14 protein-coding genes are annotated in these 15,577 nt (G+C 70.9%); 7 read left to right on the top strand and 7 right to left on the bottom strand.

Features of this window, described 5'->3' with window-relative positions; genetic code table 11:
* Nucleotides 1-42: 42 nt before the first annotated feature.
* Genes AB0G11_RS39335 through hisC form a run of 5 tightly spaced genes read left to right on the top strand, consistent with a single transcriptional unit; the run spans nt 43 to nt 6,028 of the window.
* Entirely contained in the window at nt 43-1,290 is a 1,248-nt protein-coding gene (locus tag AB0G11_RS39335; RefSeq protein ID WP_281426673.1) for a nucleotide sugar dehydrogenase, read from the top strand.
* Nucleotides 1,291-1,309: 19 nt separating this feature from the next.
* Nucleotides 1,310-2,398 (top strand): glycosyltransferase, encoded by a 1,089-nt coding sequence (locus AB0G11_RS39330; protein ID WP_219498936.1) that lies wholly within the window; start codon nt 1,310-1,312, stop codon nt 2,396-2,398.
* Nucleotides 2,399-2,441: 43 nt separating this feature from the next.
* Nucleotides 2,442-4,232 carry a DUF4434 domain-containing protein gene (locus tag AB0G11_RS39325; RefSeq protein WP_357591728.1) on the top strand — a complete coding sequence of 597 codons (1,791 nt, stop codon included), beginning with the start codon at nt 2,442-2,444 and terminating at the stop codon, nt 4,230-4,232.
* A 30-nt stretch (nt 4,233-4,262) separates the two neighbouring features.
* On the top strand, nt 4,263-4,928 hold the full coding sequence (locus tag AB0G11_RS39320) for an NUDIX domain-containing protein (RefSeq protein WP_219498941.1): 666 nt from the start codon (nt 4,263-4,265) through the stop codon (nt 4,926-4,928).
* A gap of 38 nt (nt 4,929-4,966) precedes the next feature.
* Complete coding sequence (gene hisC / locus AB0G11_RS39315; RefSeq protein WP_357591726.1) at nt 4,967-6,028, top strand: histidinol-phosphate transaminase; 1,062 nt, start codon at nt 4,967-4,969, stop codon at nt 6,026-6,028.
* Between the two features lie 16 nt (nt 6,029-6,044).
* On the opposite strand, the gene AB0G11_RS39310 is transcribed toward hisC, so the two are convergent.
* Nucleotides 6,045-6,983, bottom strand: coding sequence for an EamA family transporter (locus AB0G11_RS39310; protein WP_219498949.1), 939 nt, complete (start codon nt 6,981-6,983; stop codon nt 6,045-6,047).
* A 163-nt stretch (nt 6,984-7,146) separates the two neighbouring features.
* Here AB0G11_RS39310 and AB0G11_RS39305 point away from each other — a divergent pair, with 163 nt between their 5' ends.
* Nucleotides 7,147-7,515 carry a rhodanese-like domain-containing protein gene (locus AB0G11_RS39305; RefSeq protein WP_357591724.1) on the top strand — a complete coding sequence of 123 codons (369 nt, stop codon included), beginning with the start codon at nt 7,147-7,149 and terminating at the stop codon, nt 7,513-7,515.
* Between the two features lie 310 nt (nt 7,516-7,825).
* Here the strand turns inward: AB0G11_RS39305 and AB0G11_RS39300 are convergent, their stop codons facing one another.
* The 4 genes from AB0G11_RS39300 to purD all read right to left on the bottom strand — a co-directional run bounded on the left by AB0G11_RS39300 (nt 7,826) and on the right by purD (nt 12,711).
* Complete coding sequence (locus AB0G11_RS39300; protein WP_219498955.1) at nt 7,826-9,115, bottom strand: GTP cyclohydrolase IIa; 1,290 nt, start codon at nt 9,113-9,115, stop codon at nt 7,826-7,828.
* A 201-nt stretch (nt 9,116-9,316) separates the two neighbouring features.
* Complete coding sequence (murA, locus tag AB0G11_RS39295) at nt 9,317-10,582, bottom strand: UDP-N-acetylglucosamine 1-carboxyvinyltransferase (protein WP_219498957.1); 1,266 nt, start codon at nt 10,580-10,582, stop codon at nt 9,317-9,319.
* Nucleotides 10,583-10,660: 78 nt separating this feature from the next.
* Entirely contained in the window at nt 10,661-11,497 is an 837-nt protein-coding gene (locus AB0G11_RS39290) for a phosphoribosylaminoimidazolesuccinocarboxamide synthase (protein ID WP_219498959.1), read from the bottom strand.
* A complete protein-coding gene (gene purD / locus AB0G11_RS39285; RefSeq protein ID WP_219498961.1) occupies nt 11,494-12,711 on the bottom strand; it encodes a phosphoribosylamine--glycine ligase in 1,218 nt (405 codons plus the stop codon). Before purD ends, AB0G11_RS39290 begins: the two co-directional genes overlap by 4 nt.
* A gap of 417 nt (nt 12,712-13,128) precedes the next feature.
* Here purD and corA point away from each other — a divergent pair, with 417 nt between their 5' ends.
* Nucleotides 13,129-14,148, top strand: coding sequence for a magnesium/cobalt transporter CorA (gene corA, locus AB0G11_RS39280; protein ID WP_308125565.1), 1,020 nt, complete (start codon nt 13,129-13,131; stop codon nt 14,146-14,148).
* Here the strand turns inward: corA and AB0G11_RS39275 are convergent, their stop codons facing one another.
* Nucleotides 14,149-15,054, bottom strand: a complete 906-nt coding sequence (locus AB0G11_RS39275) for a glycerophosphodiester phosphodiesterase family protein (RefSeq protein WP_219498964.1) — start codon at nt 15,052-15,054, stop codon at nt 14,149-14,151.
* A gap of 64 nt (nt 15,055-15,118) precedes the next feature.
* Nucleotides 15,119-15,538 carry a GNAT family N-acetyltransferase gene (locus AB0G11_RS39270; RefSeq protein ID WP_219498966.1) on the bottom strand — a complete coding sequence of 140 codons (420 nt, stop codon included), beginning with the start codon at nt 15,536-15,538 and terminating at the stop codon, nt 15,119-15,121.
* Nucleotides 15,539-15,577: the final 39 nt, after the last annotated feature.

The following is a 15,577-nucleotide window of genomic DNA, read 5'->3' as shown; positions in this document are numbered from 1 at the left end:
TTGTTTCCGGCTCTCCAAGGCACTGCTGTGACAGAAATCGACTTGGCTGTCATCGGTCTGGGCTACGTCGGCATGCCTCTCGCCAAAGAGGCTGTGGCCGCCGGGCTGCGGGTCGTCGGCGTGGACGTCGACCCCCGGAAGATCGACGCGCTCAACGCCGGGCAGTCCTACATCGATGACCTGACCGACGCCGACCTCGAGCACATGCTGGCCAACGGTTTCCGCGCCACGCTCGACGAGTCCGTACTGGCCCGGAGCAACACGATCGTCATCTGCGTGCCGACGCCGCTGGATGAGGACCACCGCCCCGACCTGTCCGCGGTCGAGGGCGCCACCCAGACCGTCGCGCGCAACCTCACCAAGGACACGCTCGTCGTCCTGGAGTCCACCACCTGGCCCGGCACCACCGACGAGGTGGCCCGCCCGCTGCTCGAAGCCTCCGGCCTCGTCGCCGGCGAGGACTTCCACCTGGCCTTCTCGCCCGAGCGCATCGACCCGGGCAACCCCAAGTACGGCCTGCGCAACACCCCCAAGGTCGTCGGCGGCTACACGCTGACCTGCCGCGACCGGGCCACGGCCTTCTACGGCCAGTTCATCGAGCAGGTCGTCCCGGTCAGCGGCACCCGCGAGGCCGAGATGGCCAAGCTGCTGGAGAACACCTACCGGCACGTCAACATCGCGCTCGTCAACGAGATGGCGATCTTCTGCGACGAGCTCGGCGTCGACCTGTGGGAAGCGATCGAGGCGGCGGCGACCAAGCCGTTCGGGTTCCACAAGTTCCTGCCGGGGCCGGGCGTCGGCGGGCACTGCATCCCCGTCGACCCGTCCTACCTGTCCTACACGGTCCGCAAGCTCGGCTACCCGTTCCGGTTCGTCGAGCTGGCCCAGGAGATCAACGAGCGGATGCCGTCGTACGTGGTGGCCCGCGTGCAGCGCCTGCTCAACAGGCACAAGAAGGCAGTCAACGGCGCCAGGGTGGTCCTGCTCGGCGTAACCTACAAGCCGGACATCGCCGACGAGCGTGAAACCCCGGCCCTGCCCGTGGCGCGTGCGCTGCTGGAGCTGGGGGCCGAGCTCACGTTCGCGGACCCGTACGTCAAGGAGTGGTCGGTAGACGGCACGCCCGTCGGGCGTGAGGAAGATCTGGCCCAGGCCGTGGCCGACGCCGACGTGACGCTGCTGTTGCAGCAGCACGCCGCGTTCGACCTCGGCATGGTCGAGGCTAAGGCCCGGCTCGTGCTCGACACCCGCGGTGTTCTCACCGAGGGTGAACGCGTCGAGCGGCTGTAGCGACGGAAGGCTGCGCGCAGTGCACGTGCTCGTCATGACGGTGGTGCATAACCCCGAGGACGCGAGAATTCTGCATAGGCAGATCCGCGCACTCGTGGATGCCGGTCATGAGGTCACGTACGCCGCCCCCTTCACCGCCCACGGCGTGGTGCCGAGGCCGTGGGTGAACGGCGCCGACCTCCCGAGGGCCGTCCAGCGCAAGAGGCTGTCGGCCACCTGGCAGGCCCGCAGGCTGTTCAAGCGGATGCGCGGCAAGGTCGACCTGGTGCTGATCCACGACCCTGAGCTGCTGTTCGCCGTCTGGGGCGTGCGCAACAGGCCGCCGGTCGTGTGGGACGTGCACGAGGACACCCCGGCGACGCTGTCGCTCAAGCCGTGGCTGCCCGCGCCGCTGCGCCCGCCGGCGCGCTTCCTGGCCCGCATGCTGGAGGGCGCCGCCGAGAGCAACCTGCACCTGCTGCTGGCCGAGACGGCCTACGCGGGGCGGTTCAAGCACGCCCACCTGATCGTGCCGAACGAGACGTGGGTGCCCGACTCGGTGACGCCGCCGGGCGACGACCGGGTGGTCTACCTCGGCTGGCTGTCCAGGGCGCGCGGGGTGATGGAGTCGATCGAGGTCGCCAAGCTGCTCCAGCCGTACCGGGTGACGGTCGAGCTGATCGGCTACGCCGACCCGCAGAGCCGGCCGCTGCTCAACCAGGCGGTCGCCGACGGGCTGCTGGAGTGGCGCGACTTCATGCCGAACGACGAGGCGCTCAAGCGGCTCGACGGCGCGCTGGCCGGCCTGTCGCTGCTGCACGACGAGCCGAACTACCGCCACTCGATGCCCACGAAGATCGTGGAGTACATGGCGCACGGCATCCCGGTGATCACCACGCCGTCCCCGCGCGCGGTCGAGCTCGTGGAGCGCTACGAGAGCGGCGTCGTGGTGCCCTGGGAGGACCCGAAGGCCGTGGCCCAGGCGGTGCTGACCTTGAGGGACGACGTGCGCGAGCGCCGGGCGCAGGGCGCGCGCGGCTACGCGGCGGCACGCGCGAACCACCACTGGCCCAACTCCGCCAAGCGGTTCGTCTCGCAGCTCGAAGCCTGGGCCGGCGTCAAGCGATAAGCGTTTATCCCGGGCAGATCATGAGGGCGGTAGGTTCCTGAACGTGCGCTGGCTCTTCGTACTCCTGGGGGCAGCGATCCTGGCCGCGGTGGGGGCCGTGATCGTGGTGCTGCCCGACGACGAACCCGTCAGGACCGCCACCCGCACCGCGCGCCCGACGCCGAGCGAGACCGAGCGGACCCCGTCGGTCCCCGGCTTCACCGACCCGTGCGGAACGTTCGACACCGGCGAGAAGGCCCCGTACGCCGTCACCGGCTACTGGGTGACCCCCCGGTCCAACCCGTGCACCTGGCGCCGCCAGTTCCAGGAGATCCACCAGGTCGGCGGCGACACCGTCATCAGGATCGGCTACGGCCTGCAGTACCGCACGGTCGACGACGACGGCTTCGTCCAGGCCAAGGACGGCACCGTCGACGCCCGCTACGAGGACTGCGTCGAGGACGGCCTGTCCTGCCACGCCGCCGCCGTGCGCGACCTGGAGGCGGCCAACCCGGACAACCGCATCGGGCGCACGTACGTCTACCGCACCGACGAGTCGTTCGGCCCCGGCCTGTTCAGGTGCGCGCCGATGGAGCGCACGATCCGGGGCGGCAAGCACCTCTACTTCCGCGTCCTGGCCCCGATGGACGGCTCCGACGACCCGACCTGCGACTTCAGCCGGGCCAGGACGTACGACCTGATCCTGATCGCGGGCGCGCCCGAGGACAGCCTGACCGAGCTGCTCGACCTGGGTGACCGGTTCGGCGTGCGGGTGTTCCCGGCGTTGCCGCTGGCGCCGCGCGACCCGAAGGTGCAGATCAGGGCCAACCCGGAGCATCTGGGCACGCTGACCACGCTCACCCGGCGCATCCTCCAGGACTACGGCGCGCGCTTCGCCGACCGCGGGTCGCTCGGCGGCGTCTACCAGCCGTTCGAGGTGCAGATGAGCGAGTCGCTGACCGACGAGCACCCGACCCTCCAGGTGTACGCCGACCAGCACAAGATCGTCCAGCAGGAGCTGCCGGAGAAGCCCATCCTGATCAGCCCCTACCTCGACGCGCGCAAGCGGGTCGCCTTCGGCCAGACGCCCGCCCAGGTCGCCGCCGCGTTCAAGGCGCTGACCAGGACCGGGGTCGGCATCATCGCCCCGCAGGACAGCCGCGGCACCGGCAAGGTGGGCCTGTTCTGGCCCGACCAGCGCGACGAGGAGGTGGACGAGCGGCTGCGCTCCATCGTCGGCGAGACCACGTACGGCATCGCCTACCACGGCTCCACCCGCGACTACTACCGCGAGATGGCGACCGCCCGCGAGGAGATGCTGGAGGCCGGCTTCAACGTGCAGCTCTGGGCGAACGTGGAGGCGTTCGAGCCGTCCGGCGACAAGCCGTGCGCCCCCCAGGGCACCCGGGGCAAGACCGACAAGAAGCGCCTCGACCAGGCCGTCACCATGGCCGGCCGCTACGTGCAGAAGATCGTCTCGTACATGTGGAGCGACTACATGACCTGCGGCACGCCGTCGCTGGAGAGCGAGCTCAAGAAGGACTGGCAGCGGCCCATCGCCGTCGACGCCATCAGGCGCGCCCGCGCCCCCCAGGACGGCGTCGAGGTGCGCGGCTACAACCTCAAGGACGGCACCGTCAGCATCGAATGGTCCGGCGGCTCCAGGGAGATCGTCGTCGCCGAGGCCGGCTGGCTGGACCTCGACCCGCTGGAGGAGCTGCCCGAGCACATGGTCACGGCCTGGGTGCCGTTCGACTGGACGCTGGTCCCGGCCGGGGAATGGGTCAGGATCCGCGTCAGGACCGCGGCGGGCCAGGAGACCACCGAGCCGCTGCACGTCCGCATCGCGGCCTGACCGGCGCCGGGGCCGTGTAACGTGCCTGGCATGGTTCCGAGCATCCCGGTCAGCGTCGACCTGGTCGTGCTCACCGTGCGACACCAGGCGTTGAGCGCGCTCGTGTGGCGGCGCGACAACCCGCCGTTCCTGCGCCGCTGGTCGCTTTCGGGCGGGTTCATCCAGCTCGACGAGGACCTGCCGGCCGCGGCCCACCGCATCCTCGCCGAGCGCGCCGGCCTCCCGGGCGCCCCCGTCCACCTGGAGCAGCTCCAGACCTACGGCTACCCCGACCGCGACCCCCGCCAGCGCGTCCTCAGCGTCGCCTACCTCGGCCTGGCCCCCGACCTGCCCGCCTCGGAGAAGGCCCACATGAGCTGGCAGCCGGTCGACACGCTGACCGTCATGGCCTTCGACCACCGCCGCATCATGCTCGACGGCGTCGAGCGGGCCCGCAGCAAGCTCGAATACACCGCGCTCGGCGCCGCCTTCTGCCCGCCGGAGTTCACGGTCGCCGACCTGCGCCGCGTGTACGAGATCGTCTGGGGCCGGACGCTCGACCCGCGCAACTTCCACCGCAAGGTCACCAAGGCCGAGGGCTTCCTCGTCGAGACCGGCGCCACCACCACCCGCGACGGCGGCCGCCCGGCCAAGCTCTACCGCCGCGGCCCCGCCGAGCTGCTGCATCCCCCGATGCTGCGCTCCCTCAAGGAGTGACCGGGAAGGCCCCCGACCGGCTGCCATAAGGTAAGGCCATGCCTCGTTTCCGCACGATTCTGGACACGATGCCCGCCTACAAGCCGGGCAAGGCCGTCACCACCCCCGACGGCCGGTCGTACAAGCTGTCCTCCAACGAGTCGCCCTACGACCCGCTGCCTTCGGTGGTGGAGGCGATCGCCGAGGGGGCACGGCAGGTCAACCGCTATCCCGACCCCGGCGCGATCAAGCTGACCGAGGCGATCGCGGAGCGGTTCGGGGTGCCGTTCGAGCACATCGCGCTGGGCGCCGGGTCCGTGACGGTGGCGCAGCAGCTGTTCGAGACCGTGGGCGAGCCGGGCGCGGAGGTCGTCTACGCGTGGCGGTCGTTCGAGGCGTACCCGCTGCTGGCCGACCTGTCCGGCACCACGTCCGTACGGGTGCCGCTGTCCGACGAGCAGCACGACCTCGACGCCATGGCGGAGGCGATCACGCCCGAGACCCGCATGGTGTTCGTGTGCAACCCGAACAACCCGACCGGCACGGCGGTCCGCGAGCGCGAGCTGGTGGCGTTCCTCGACCGGGTGCCGCAGGACGTGCTGGTGGTGCTGGACGAGGCCTACCGGGAGTACGTGCGCGACGAGTCGGTGCCCGACGGCCTGACCCTCTACCGCGACCGGCCCAACGTGTGCGTGCTGCGCACGTTCTCCAAGGCGTACGGGCTGGCGGGGCTGCGGGTCGGCTATCTGGTCGGGCACGAGCCGGTGGCGACGGCGGTGCGCAAGACGATCATCCCGTTCGCGGTCAACCACCTGGCGCAGATCGCCGCGATCGCCTCGCTGAAGGCCGAGGACGAGCTGCTCGAACGGGTCGACGCGGTGGTCAAGGAGCGCACCCGGGTGCGCGAGACGCTCATCGCCCAGGGCTGGGCGGTGCCGCCCACGGAGGCGAACTTCGTCTGGCTGCGCACCGGCGAGCGCACGATGGACTTCGCCGCCGCCTGCGCGGTGGAGGGCGTGGCGGTGCGGCCGTTCGAGGGCGAGGGCGCCCGGGTCTCGATCGGCGACCCGGAGGCCAACGACGCCTTCCTGAAGGCCGCGGGCGCGTTCCTGAAGGGCTAGGGCCTGTCCCGAGGGGTCAGACCTTCACCGCCTCCCCTTCGGCCTTCCTGGACGCTCTGGAGCGTCGCTCGGTGGACACCACGAGGGCGACGCCCACCAGGATGACCAGACCGCCCAGTACGATCTGACCGGTCACCTGCTCGTCGAGCACGAGCATGCCGAGGAGCACCGCCACGACCGGGTTGACGTAGGCGTACGTCGACACGAGCGAGATGGGCGCGTTGCCGAGCAGCCAGCTGTAGGCGGTGAAGCCGATCAGCGAGCCCACGAGCACCAGGTAGGCCAGCGCCGCCCACGAACGGCCGGAGACCGCGGCGAGGTCGAGCCGCTCGCCGGCCGTCAGGCCCACGGCGATCATGCCGGCGCCGCCGACCACCATCTCGATCGTGCTGGCGGCGAACGGGTTGGCGGGCATCTGGATGCGGCCCGACAGGAACGAGCCGATCGACCAGGACGCGGACGCCACCAGGATCACCACGACGCCGGCCGTGTCGCCGGTCGCGCCGCCGCTCAGCGACACCGCGGCGACCCCGGCGAAGCCGACGAGCACCCCGGCGAGGGTGAGCACGCCGGGCCGGTCCCTGGCCGCGATGCGGAAGACCACCAGCCACAGCGGCACCGAGGCGACGAGCAGGGCGGCCAGGCCGCTGGATATGTGCTGCTCGGCCACCGCGACCATGCCGTTGCCGCCGGTCAGCAGCAGCAGGCCGACGAGCGCGGCGCCGCCGAACTGCCGGCGCGTCATCCGGAACGCCGCCGTGCCCTTGCGCACCAGCAGGATCCCGCCGAGCAGCACCGAGGCGGTGATGAAGCGCAGCGCCCCGCTGAGCATGGGCGGCATCGTCTCGATGACGATGGCGATGCCGAGGTAGGTGGAGCCCCAGACCACGTAGACGATGGCCAGCGCTCCCCACACGAGGAGCGAGGATCGCCGGTCAGTGGTGTCACGTGTCATGACTCATGACAATAGACCCCGGCTCCGACAGCTTCCCGGCGGGTACCGGACGAGGAAATCTGGCGAGATCTTATCGATAGTCGGCATTCGTGCCACTTCTCCGCCGGCGCGCGGGCTGACAGCATCGAACCCGTCCCCGACCTGCGAGGAAACGAGAGAAACCATGCCCGTTGCGTCCGTCGTGACCGCCGTGCCCGCCGCCGACACCCCGGCCGCGCTCGCCCACTTCGCCGCCCGCCTGGCCTTCGAGACCGACGTCTCCGACGTGGCCGCCGACCTGGCCGCCGGGGTCACGGGCCTGGTCGTCGTCGACTCGCGCGACGAGAGGAGCTGGGACCAGGGCCACATCCCCGGCGCGCTCCACCTGCCCACCGCCGAGATCGCCGCCCGCGCCCCCGGCCTCGTGCCGCCGGACGCCACCGTCGTGACCTACTGCTGGGGGCCCGGCTGCAACGGCTCCACCCGGGCCGCGCTGGAGTTCGCCAAGCTGGGCTACAAGGTCAAGGAGATGATCGGCGGCTTCGAATACTAGGCCCGTGAGGGGCTGGCCGTCGACTCGATCGACGGGCCCGCCGGTCGCCCGGTGGACCCGCTCACGTGCGCCTGCTGACGGGGAGCGGCGGAGGCTTTTGGTGCCCCCGTCCGAATCCTGTCGATCGGGGGCGTCGCCATTCATACCCGTGTTCCGGCGCGGCCAACCCCTGAATCTCACCCAGAGTGAAGACGACCCACCCCTCACTCGGTGAAGAGGTCCGCTGCCGTACACCCCGCACCCGGTGAAGAGGCCCGCCGCCGTCAGAGGGGGAAGGGATGACGGCGGGCCCGTACCTGGAGGAGAAGCGTCAGCGCGGGCCGAGCTTCTCCACGATGAGCCGGTAGAGCTGGCGCGGGCGCCCGGGCTGCGGCGTGCGGTTCGGCGGCAGCGGCCACGCGAGTCCCTCGTCAACCAGCGTGCGCAGCAACCGCCGAGCCGTACGCGGCGTCACCCCCAGCATCTTCCCGGCGCCCTCGGCGTCCACCACGGTGTCGCCGCCCTCCAGCTTGGCGGCCAGCCGGGCCAGCACCTCGACCCCCTTCGGCTTGAGCGCCGTGGACCCCGTCGGCGGCATCCGGGGCGCGGGGATGAGCGCCCGCCCCTCCCGGTCCACCGCGAACCCCTGGGCCTGCTTGCCCGCCTGCGTGCGCGCCAGCGCGGCCCGTGCGTGCGACTCGGCGTCGTGCGTCGTGCGGCCCATGCCCACGCCCACCTCGACCGCCAGCCCCAGCTCGTCGCGGATCCTGGCCGCGAACGGCAGCACCCGGAACCCGTCGGTGGCCGAGGCGATCGAGCCCCGGGTCGCGGTGACCAGGTAGCTGTGGTCGTCGATCGGCCACACCGTGGCGTTGATCCGGTTGGCCTCCTGGACGAGCAGCCGGTGCAGCGACAGCCGCAGCTCGTCCCGCCAGTAGCGGGGAGCCGCGCGCCGTACCGGCTCGCGCAGCGTCGGCACCTCCACCAGCACGACCGTGAGCTGTGACTCCTCAAGCCGGTGATGCGCGCCCAGCAGCGCGGCCGTGTGCAGCGCGGTGCGCACCGCCGCCGACGTCGGCCGCACCCGGATGACCGGCACGCCCGCCGCCTGCAACCGCTCCGCCACCGCCGGCAGGCACGTCAGCGCCCCCGTCGTGGCGCCCTGGCGCGACAGCCGCTCGTGGAAGGCGGCGATCGTCCCGGTCGCGCCGGGCTCGTCACGGCTGTGCACGTCCGCCGCCGGAATCCCGAGATCGGTATACGCCTCCTCGACGTCGGCCCGGCTGACCACGTCCACGCTGACCCGTTGCGGGTCGACGCGCGGATCCAGCGCCGCCTTGGCCAGTGCCGCCACCAGTGCCGCCCCGCCCAGCTGGACGTACGTGGCGGGCATCGTCAGCACGCCGGAACGCCTCGCCAGGTCGTACGGGACCGGGCTGGCGAACAGACACGCGTCGACGCCCGGGCCGAGCCGGGTCACCTTGTCGGGCGCCTCCTGCTCGTCACGGTAGGCGGCCGCCACGAGACGGCACGGCAGCGGTGCCGCCGCGTGCCCCATGAGCATGACCCGCTCGACCAGATCATGGGGCCCGACCACGCCAATAGTGAGGTCCGGTGTCATGGCGCCCGGGCGTGACACTCGGGGTGTTTCTTCGGCCCTCTCGACCAATGTTCGTCCCATCCTGCGATCCGATGCAGTGCTCTCTTTTGGAACGATCGCTCGCGGGGGCCGTAATGTCACGCCCGACTTTTCCGGAAAGACGTTCTGGTTGACCGTCCGTCAAGGTGTTTTAGCAGCTCAACGAGGTTTTCCAGGCTCTTTTCAGTCTTCGGAAATCTCTCGTGTAATGTCCGCGCCGAGTGCCCGCATTCGCACGGCGAGATCTGCGTGGCCGCGATCGATCAGGTAACCCGAGTCGATGACGGTCTCGCCTTTGGCCGCCAGTCCGGCGAGAACCAGGGCAATACCGGAGCGCAGATCATGGGCGGTTACTCGGGCGCCGGCGAGAGGCGTGGCGCCGCGCACGATCGCCCGGCTGCCGTCGACCTCCACGTTGGCGCCCATCTTGTTCAGCTCGCCGGCCAGGGCGAAACGCCCGTCGAAGATCCGCTCGTGGATGTAGCTGGTGCCGTCGGCCAGCGCGGCCACCGTCATCATCGGCGACTGCAGGTCGGTGGCGAAGCCCGGGTAGGTGTCGGTGATGATGTTGATCGGCCGCAGCGGCCGGTCGCAGCGCACGTGCAGCACCGCGCCCTGGCGGGCGAAGTCGACGCCCATCTGCTCCAGCTTGTAGCGGACGACGCCCAGGTCGAGGCCGGTGCCGACGAGGCTGAGCTCGCCCTGCGTGATGGCCGCGGCCATCGCGAACACCCCGGCGTCGAGCCGGTCGGGCATCACCGTGTGCTCGACGGCGTGCAGCTCCTCGACGCCCTCGACGGTGATGAAGCCGGTGCCGCCGCCGCTGATCCGGGCGCCCATCTTGGTGAGCATGTCGATGACGTCGAGCACCTCGGGCTCCAGCGCCGCGTTCTCGATCACGGTGGTGCCCTTGGCCAAGGCGGCGGCCATGATCAGGTTCTCGGTGCCGGTGTGGGACGGGGTGTCGAGGTAGAGCGTGGCGCCGGTCAGGCCGGACGCCTTGACGTGGATGACGGTCTCGCCCTCGTCCACCACGGCGCCCAGCCGCTTGTAGCCCAGGTAGTGGAAGTCGAGGTTGCGGCTGCCGAGGTTGCAGCCGCCGACGCCCTCGACGATGGCCTCGCCCAGCCGGTGCAGCAGGGCGGGCGTGAACAGCACGGAGCCGCGGAAGCGCCGGGCGATCTCGGCGGGCAGCACCGGCCTGTTCAGGCGGGAGGCGTCGATCACCAGCGTGCGCTCGGACTCGTGCAGCTCGACGTAGGCGCCGACGCACTCGGCCAGCTCGACGGCGCGGCGCACGTCCTCGATGATCGGCACGTTGCGCAGGACGGTGCGGCCCTTGGCGGCCAGCAGGGCCGCGCCGATCATCGGCAGCACGGCGTTCTTCGCGCCCTGGATGAAGGCGGTTCCACGCAGTGCGTTGCCACCGCGCACGCGGTAACGGACCATTCCTGCGGCTCCTTGCAAATTATCGGTGGGGCTAGATCCGGCCAACAGTAGCCGCTATCACCACGTGACCCGGCCGAATCATCCGGTAAAGGAAGTGCCCGTAAGGCGCTCGTAGGCGTCGAGATAGCGCTGCCGGGTGCGCTCGACCACGTGGTCAGGAAGGCGCGGTGGGGGGTTTCCGGAGTTTTTGTCCCATCCGGATTCGGGCGACGTTAGCCAATCCCGGACATACTGCTTGTCGAATGACGGCTGAGAACGCCCCGGCTGCCACTCGTCGGCCGGCCAGAAGCGCGAGGAGTCGGGCGTGAGCACCTCGTCCCCCAGCGTCAGCACCCCGTCGGAGTCCCAGCCGAGCTCGATCTTCGTGTCGGCCACGATGATGCCGCGCTCGCGGGCGATCTCGGCGCCCCGCGCGTAGACGGCCAGCGTGATCCGGCGCAGCTCCTCGGCCGTCTCCGCGCCGACCTCGGCCACCACCCGCTCGAAGGCGATCGGCTCGTCGTGCTGCCCCATCGGCGCCTTCGTCGACGGCGTGAAGATCGGCTCAGGCAGCCGCGAGCCGTCCTCCAGCCCGGCCGGCAGCGCCACTCCCGACACCGTGCCGGTCTCCCGGTATTCGGCCAGCCCGCCGCCCGTCAGATAGCCCCGGGCCACGCACTCCACCTGGACCATCTCCAGCGGGCGCACCAGCACACCACGCGGCTCGGCCCCCCGCGCCACCACGTGGTTGGGCACCACGTCACGCAACTGCTCGAACCACCACAGCGACATCTGCGTGAGGATCGCCCCCTTGTCGGGGATGTCGGGCTCCAGCACGTAGTCGAACGCCGAGATCCGGTCGGAGGCCACCATCAGCAGCAGCCCGTCGTCCGTCTGGTAGAGATCGCGAACCTTGCCGGAATGCAGGTGCTTCATCGGGCGATGTCCGTCCGGTAGTGGGAGCCGCGCAGCTCGACGCGCGAGACCAGCTCGTAGGCGTTGCGCCGGGCGCTGTCCTGGTCGGGACCGGTGCCCACGACGGTCAGCACCCGCCCGCCGGCCGACACGATCCCGCCGTCGCCGTCGCTCGCCGTGCCCGCGTGGAGCACGTACGCGCCGGGCGTCGGCTCCAGCCCGCCGATCACGTCACCCTTGACCGGCGCCTCCGGGTAGCCCTCCGACGCGATCACCACCGCTACCGCCGCGCCGTCGCGGAACACCGGGTCGGGCCCCAGCTCACCGGTCGCGCACGCCATCAGCAGCCCGCCCAGCGGCGTCTCCAGCCGGTCGAGCACCACCTGCGTCTCCGGGTCGCCGAAACGAGCGTTGAACTCGATCACCTTCGGGCCCTTCGACGTCAGGGCCAGCCCCACGTACAGCACGCCCTGGAAAGGCAGCCCGCGCCGGCTCAGCTCCCCGATCGTCGGGTGCACGACCTCGCGCATCACCTGGTCGGTCAGGCCCTCGGGAGCCCACGGCAGCGGCGTGTAGGCGCCCATCCCGCCGGTGTTGGGCCCGGCGTCGCCGTCGTGGGCCCGCTTGAAGTCCTGCGCCGGCTGCAGGGCCACCGCCGTGCTGCCGTCGCACAGCGCGAACAGCGACACCTCGGGCCCGTCGAGGAACTCCTCGATCACCACCCGGCCGCACGCCCGCGCGTGCTCCAGCGCCGCGTCGCGGTCGCCGGTCACCACGACGCCCTTGCCCGCCGCCAGCCCGTCGTCCTTGACCACGTACGGGGTGCCGAACTCGTCGAGCGCCGCCGCGGCCTCCTCCGGCGTCACGCACACCCGGGACCGCGCCGTCGGCACGTCGGCCGCGCGCATGATCTCCTTGGCGAACGCCTTGGAGCCCTCGATCATCGCCGCCTCCCGGGACGGCCCGAAGCACGCGATGCCCGCCTCGCGGACCGCGTCGGCCACGCCGGCCACCAGCGGCGCCTCCGGCCCGACGACGACCAGATCCACCCCCAGCCGCCCGGCCAGCCCCGCGACCTCCTGCGGGTCGAGCGGATCGACGCGGTGCAGGGTCGCGACCTCCCCGATCCCCGGGTTGCCGGGGGCACAATGAAGCTCGCCGACCTGCGGGTCGAGGCGGAGCGAACGGCACAGGGCGTGCTCACGCCCACCGGATCCAATGACTAGAACGCGCACCCGCCCATTCTCGCAGCCCACCGCCCCGAACCGGCCCCGCCCCCGGGAAGCCGCCGGAACCGGTGCGGAGCTCGTCGGCGTGTACGCGGCGCTTGACTGGCGCTCCTGTGGTAAGTTAGGGCGGCTTTCTGGCGTCCCCACGCGATTGGAGGTGGTCCGGGATGAATCCTGGTGATCCCAGCAGTACGTGCTCACCCACGTACTCCCCGAATACCCCCGACCACTCCAATCCGGCAGCCTGATCGTGCCTCCACGCATGCGTGTTGATTGAGGTGACTTTTCGTCGCGCGTGGAGCGTGCCAGGTCGGGCGGAAAGGGACTGCCATGCGCTCGTCCACGCTTTTCCGTCGCATCAACCGTCACCCTGTGCAGCCGCACGCCCCGCGTCAGCGCCCGCAGCCGGTGCGTGAAGCCTGCGTGCCCCCTGTTGACTCCATCGTCGAGTACGGCGCGTACATCGACGGCAAGAAGGCTCCCGCCACCGGCATAGCCGAGTCCGTCGAGCTGGTCCGCGCCCACAACCGCGTGGCCTCGGCCGGGCCCCGGGCGTTCGTCTGGGTCGGGCTGCACGAGCCAGCCGCGCCCGAGGTCGAGTGGCTCGCCGAGGTGTTCGGCCTGCACCCGCTGGCCGTGGAGGACGCGGTCAAGGCCCACCAGCGCCCCAAGGTCGAGCGCTACGGCGACTCGCTGTTCATGGTCCTCAAGACGATCGCGTACCTGGACCACGACGAGCTGACCGCCACGAGCGAGATCATCGGCGCGGGCGAGATCATGGTGTTCCTCGGCGTCGACTTCGTGGTGACGGTGCGTCACGGCGAGCACTGCCCGCTGGCTGAGGTGCGCGAGCGGATCGAGACCAAGCCGGAGCTGCTGGAGCGCGGCCCGGCGGGCGTGCTGCACGCGATCTCCGACCACGTGGTCGACCGCTACCTCCAGGTGGCCGACCTGATGCAGCTGGAGCTGGAGGAGGTCGAGGCGACGGTGTTCGCCGACGTGAGCTCCCGCGACATCAACCGGATCTACCAGCTCAAGCGGGAGATGCTGGAGCTCAAGCGGGCGGTGACGCCGCTCCAGGCGCCGCTGGCGGCGCTGCCCCAGCGGCGGGTGATCCCGTCGGAGATGCGCGAATACTTCCGTGACGTGGGCGACCACCTGTCGAGGGTGTGCGAGCAGGTCGACTCGTCGAACGAGCTGTGCAGCTCGATCCTCCAGGCGGCGCTGGCCCGCTCGAACGCGCTGGCCAACGAGGACATGCGCAAGATCTCGTCGTGGGTGGCGATTCTGGCGGTACCGACGATGATCGCCGGCATCTACGGCATGAACTTCGACTTCATGCCGGAGACCAAGCAGGTGTGGGGCTATCCGGCGGTCCTCGCGGTGATGATCACCGCCTGTGTGCTGCTGCACCGCGGTTTCCGCCGCAACGGCTGGCTCTGACTAGACGCCGACGGGCTTGAGCGGCTCGACGGGGTCGGGCAGCTCCAGGCCCCGTTCGGCCCACACGGCGCGCATGCGGTCGGGATAGTCGGTGACGATCCCGGCCGCGCCGAGGTCGAGCATGCGGGCGGCGAGCGCGGCGTCGTTGACGGTCCACACGGCCACGTCGAGCCCGGCGCGCGACGCCTGCGCCATCAGCTTCTCGTCGACCATCACGTGCTCGGGGGAGAGCGTGGTCGCCCCGGCGTCGCGGGCGGCGGCGGGGATGTCGTCGCCGAGCGGGCCGTTCCAGCCGAGCGTGGCGCGTTCGACGAGCGCGAAGCGGCGCGTGTCGGGCGCGAGCTTGGCGGCGTAGCCGATGATGCGCCAGTCGAAGCTGAGAATCGCGGCGTTGCGCAGCCTGTTGTGTCGGTCGAGCTCGTCGACCACCATCTCGGTGTAGAGCTCGGGGTCGGGCGTGAGCGCGGGCCTGGTGGGGTCGGACTTGAGCTCGACGTGCACCCGTACGCTCTCGGCCGCGTAGGCGTTGACCAGGCCGAGCACGGCGCCGAGCGTGGGCATCCGGGTCTCGGGCATCGCGACCTGGGTGAGCGCGAACGGGTCGTCGGGGTGGCGCGGCAGGCGCACGCCCACGTCGAGCGTGCGCAGTTGCGCGAGCGTCAGCGCGTTGATCGGCTTGCCGACGTACGGGAAGGCGGGGTCGCCGGGCGTGACCGGGCGGGTGTCGGTGCTGGTCACGGCCGAGACCGTGAGGTCGTGCGTCAGCACGAGGCGCCGGTCGGCGGTGAGCGCCACGTCGAGCTCCAGCGCGTGGACGCCGAGCTCCATCGTGCGGCTCATGCCGGGCAGCGTGTTTTCGGGCCAGAGGCCTCTCGCACCCCGATGACCATGTATCTCAACGCGCACACCGGGGACCCTACCTGGCCCGGCGTGCCTTCACGCGCCGCCACGCCGTGCCCATTTTGTACGGTTACGGGCTTTGTTCGTAGGTCCATGAGTAGACGACCTGGTCCCATTCCGGCGAACCGCCCGCGCTTTCGTACGTGGCCTGGGCCGGTTCGTTGTCCTCGCCGGTGGCCGTCCACAGCCCGTAGCAGCCCCGCTCGCGCGCCAGCCTGCCGAGCGCCAGCACCAGCGCCCTGGCGATGCCCTGGCCGCGGTACGCCTCGTCGACGCCGAGCTCGTACAGGAACATCTCGGTGCCCTTGTCGGGGTGGGTCATCTCGACCCCGGTGACCATGCCCGCGGGGACGTCGTCCACGTAGGCGACGAGCAGGTGGTGCCTGTCGTCGGCGAGGAACCTCTCGGTGGCCTCGCGCTCGGGCGCCGCGTCGAAGAGCCGGCCGGCCGCCTCGACGGCCTCGGAGCGGGTGACGCGTCGGATGTCCATGAGGGGGAGAGTAGGCAGCTCATCCCGATGATCGCACCC

The sequence above is a fragment of the Nonomuraea sp. NPDC023979 genome, assembly GCF_040639085.1.
In the GTDB taxonomy this organism is placed as follows: Bacteria; Actinomycetota; Actinomycetes; order Streptosporangiales; family Streptosporangiaceae; genus Nonomuraea; species Nonomuraea ceibae.
Note: the sequence above shows the minus strand (reverse complement) of the source record. Positions and strands in the feature narration are given on the sequence as shown.

What these genes read in the sequence shown, in the direction of transcription:
- AB0G11_RS39320 (WP_219498941.1), top strand. Translation starts at nt 4,263, where the DNA reads ATGGTTCCGAGCATCCCGGTCAGCGTCGACCTGGTCGTGCTCACCGTG.
- hisC (WP_357591726.1), top strand. Translation starts at nt 4,967, where the DNA reads ATGCCTCGTTTCCGCACGATTCTGGACACGATGCCCGCCTACAAGCCG.
- AB0G11_RS39310 (WP_219498949.1), bottom strand. Translation starts at nt 6,983, where the DNA reads ATGACACGTGACACCACTGACCGGCGATCCTCGCTCCTCGTGTGGGGA.
- AB0G11_RS39305 (WP_357591724.1), top strand. Translation starts at nt 7,147, where the DNA reads ATGCCCGTTGCGTCCGTCGTGACCGCCGTGCCCGCCGCCGACACCCCG.
- AB0G11_RS39300 (WP_219498955.1), bottom strand. Translation starts at nt 9,115, where the DNA reads ATGACACCGGACCTCACTATTGGCGTGGTCGGGCCCCATGATCTGGTC.
- murA (WP_219498957.1), bottom strand. Translation starts at nt 10,582, where the DNA reads ATGGTCCGTTACCGCGTGCGCGGTGGCAACGCACTGCGTGGAACCGCC.
- AB0G11_RS39290 (WP_219498959.1), bottom strand. Translation starts at nt 11,497, where the DNA reads ATGAAGCACCTGCATTCCGGCAAGGTTCGCGATCTCTACCAGACGGAC.
- AB0G11_RS39270 (WP_219498966.1), bottom strand. Translation starts at nt 15,538, where the DNA reads ATGGACATCCGACGCGTCACCCGCTCCGAGGCCGTCGAGGCGGCCGGC.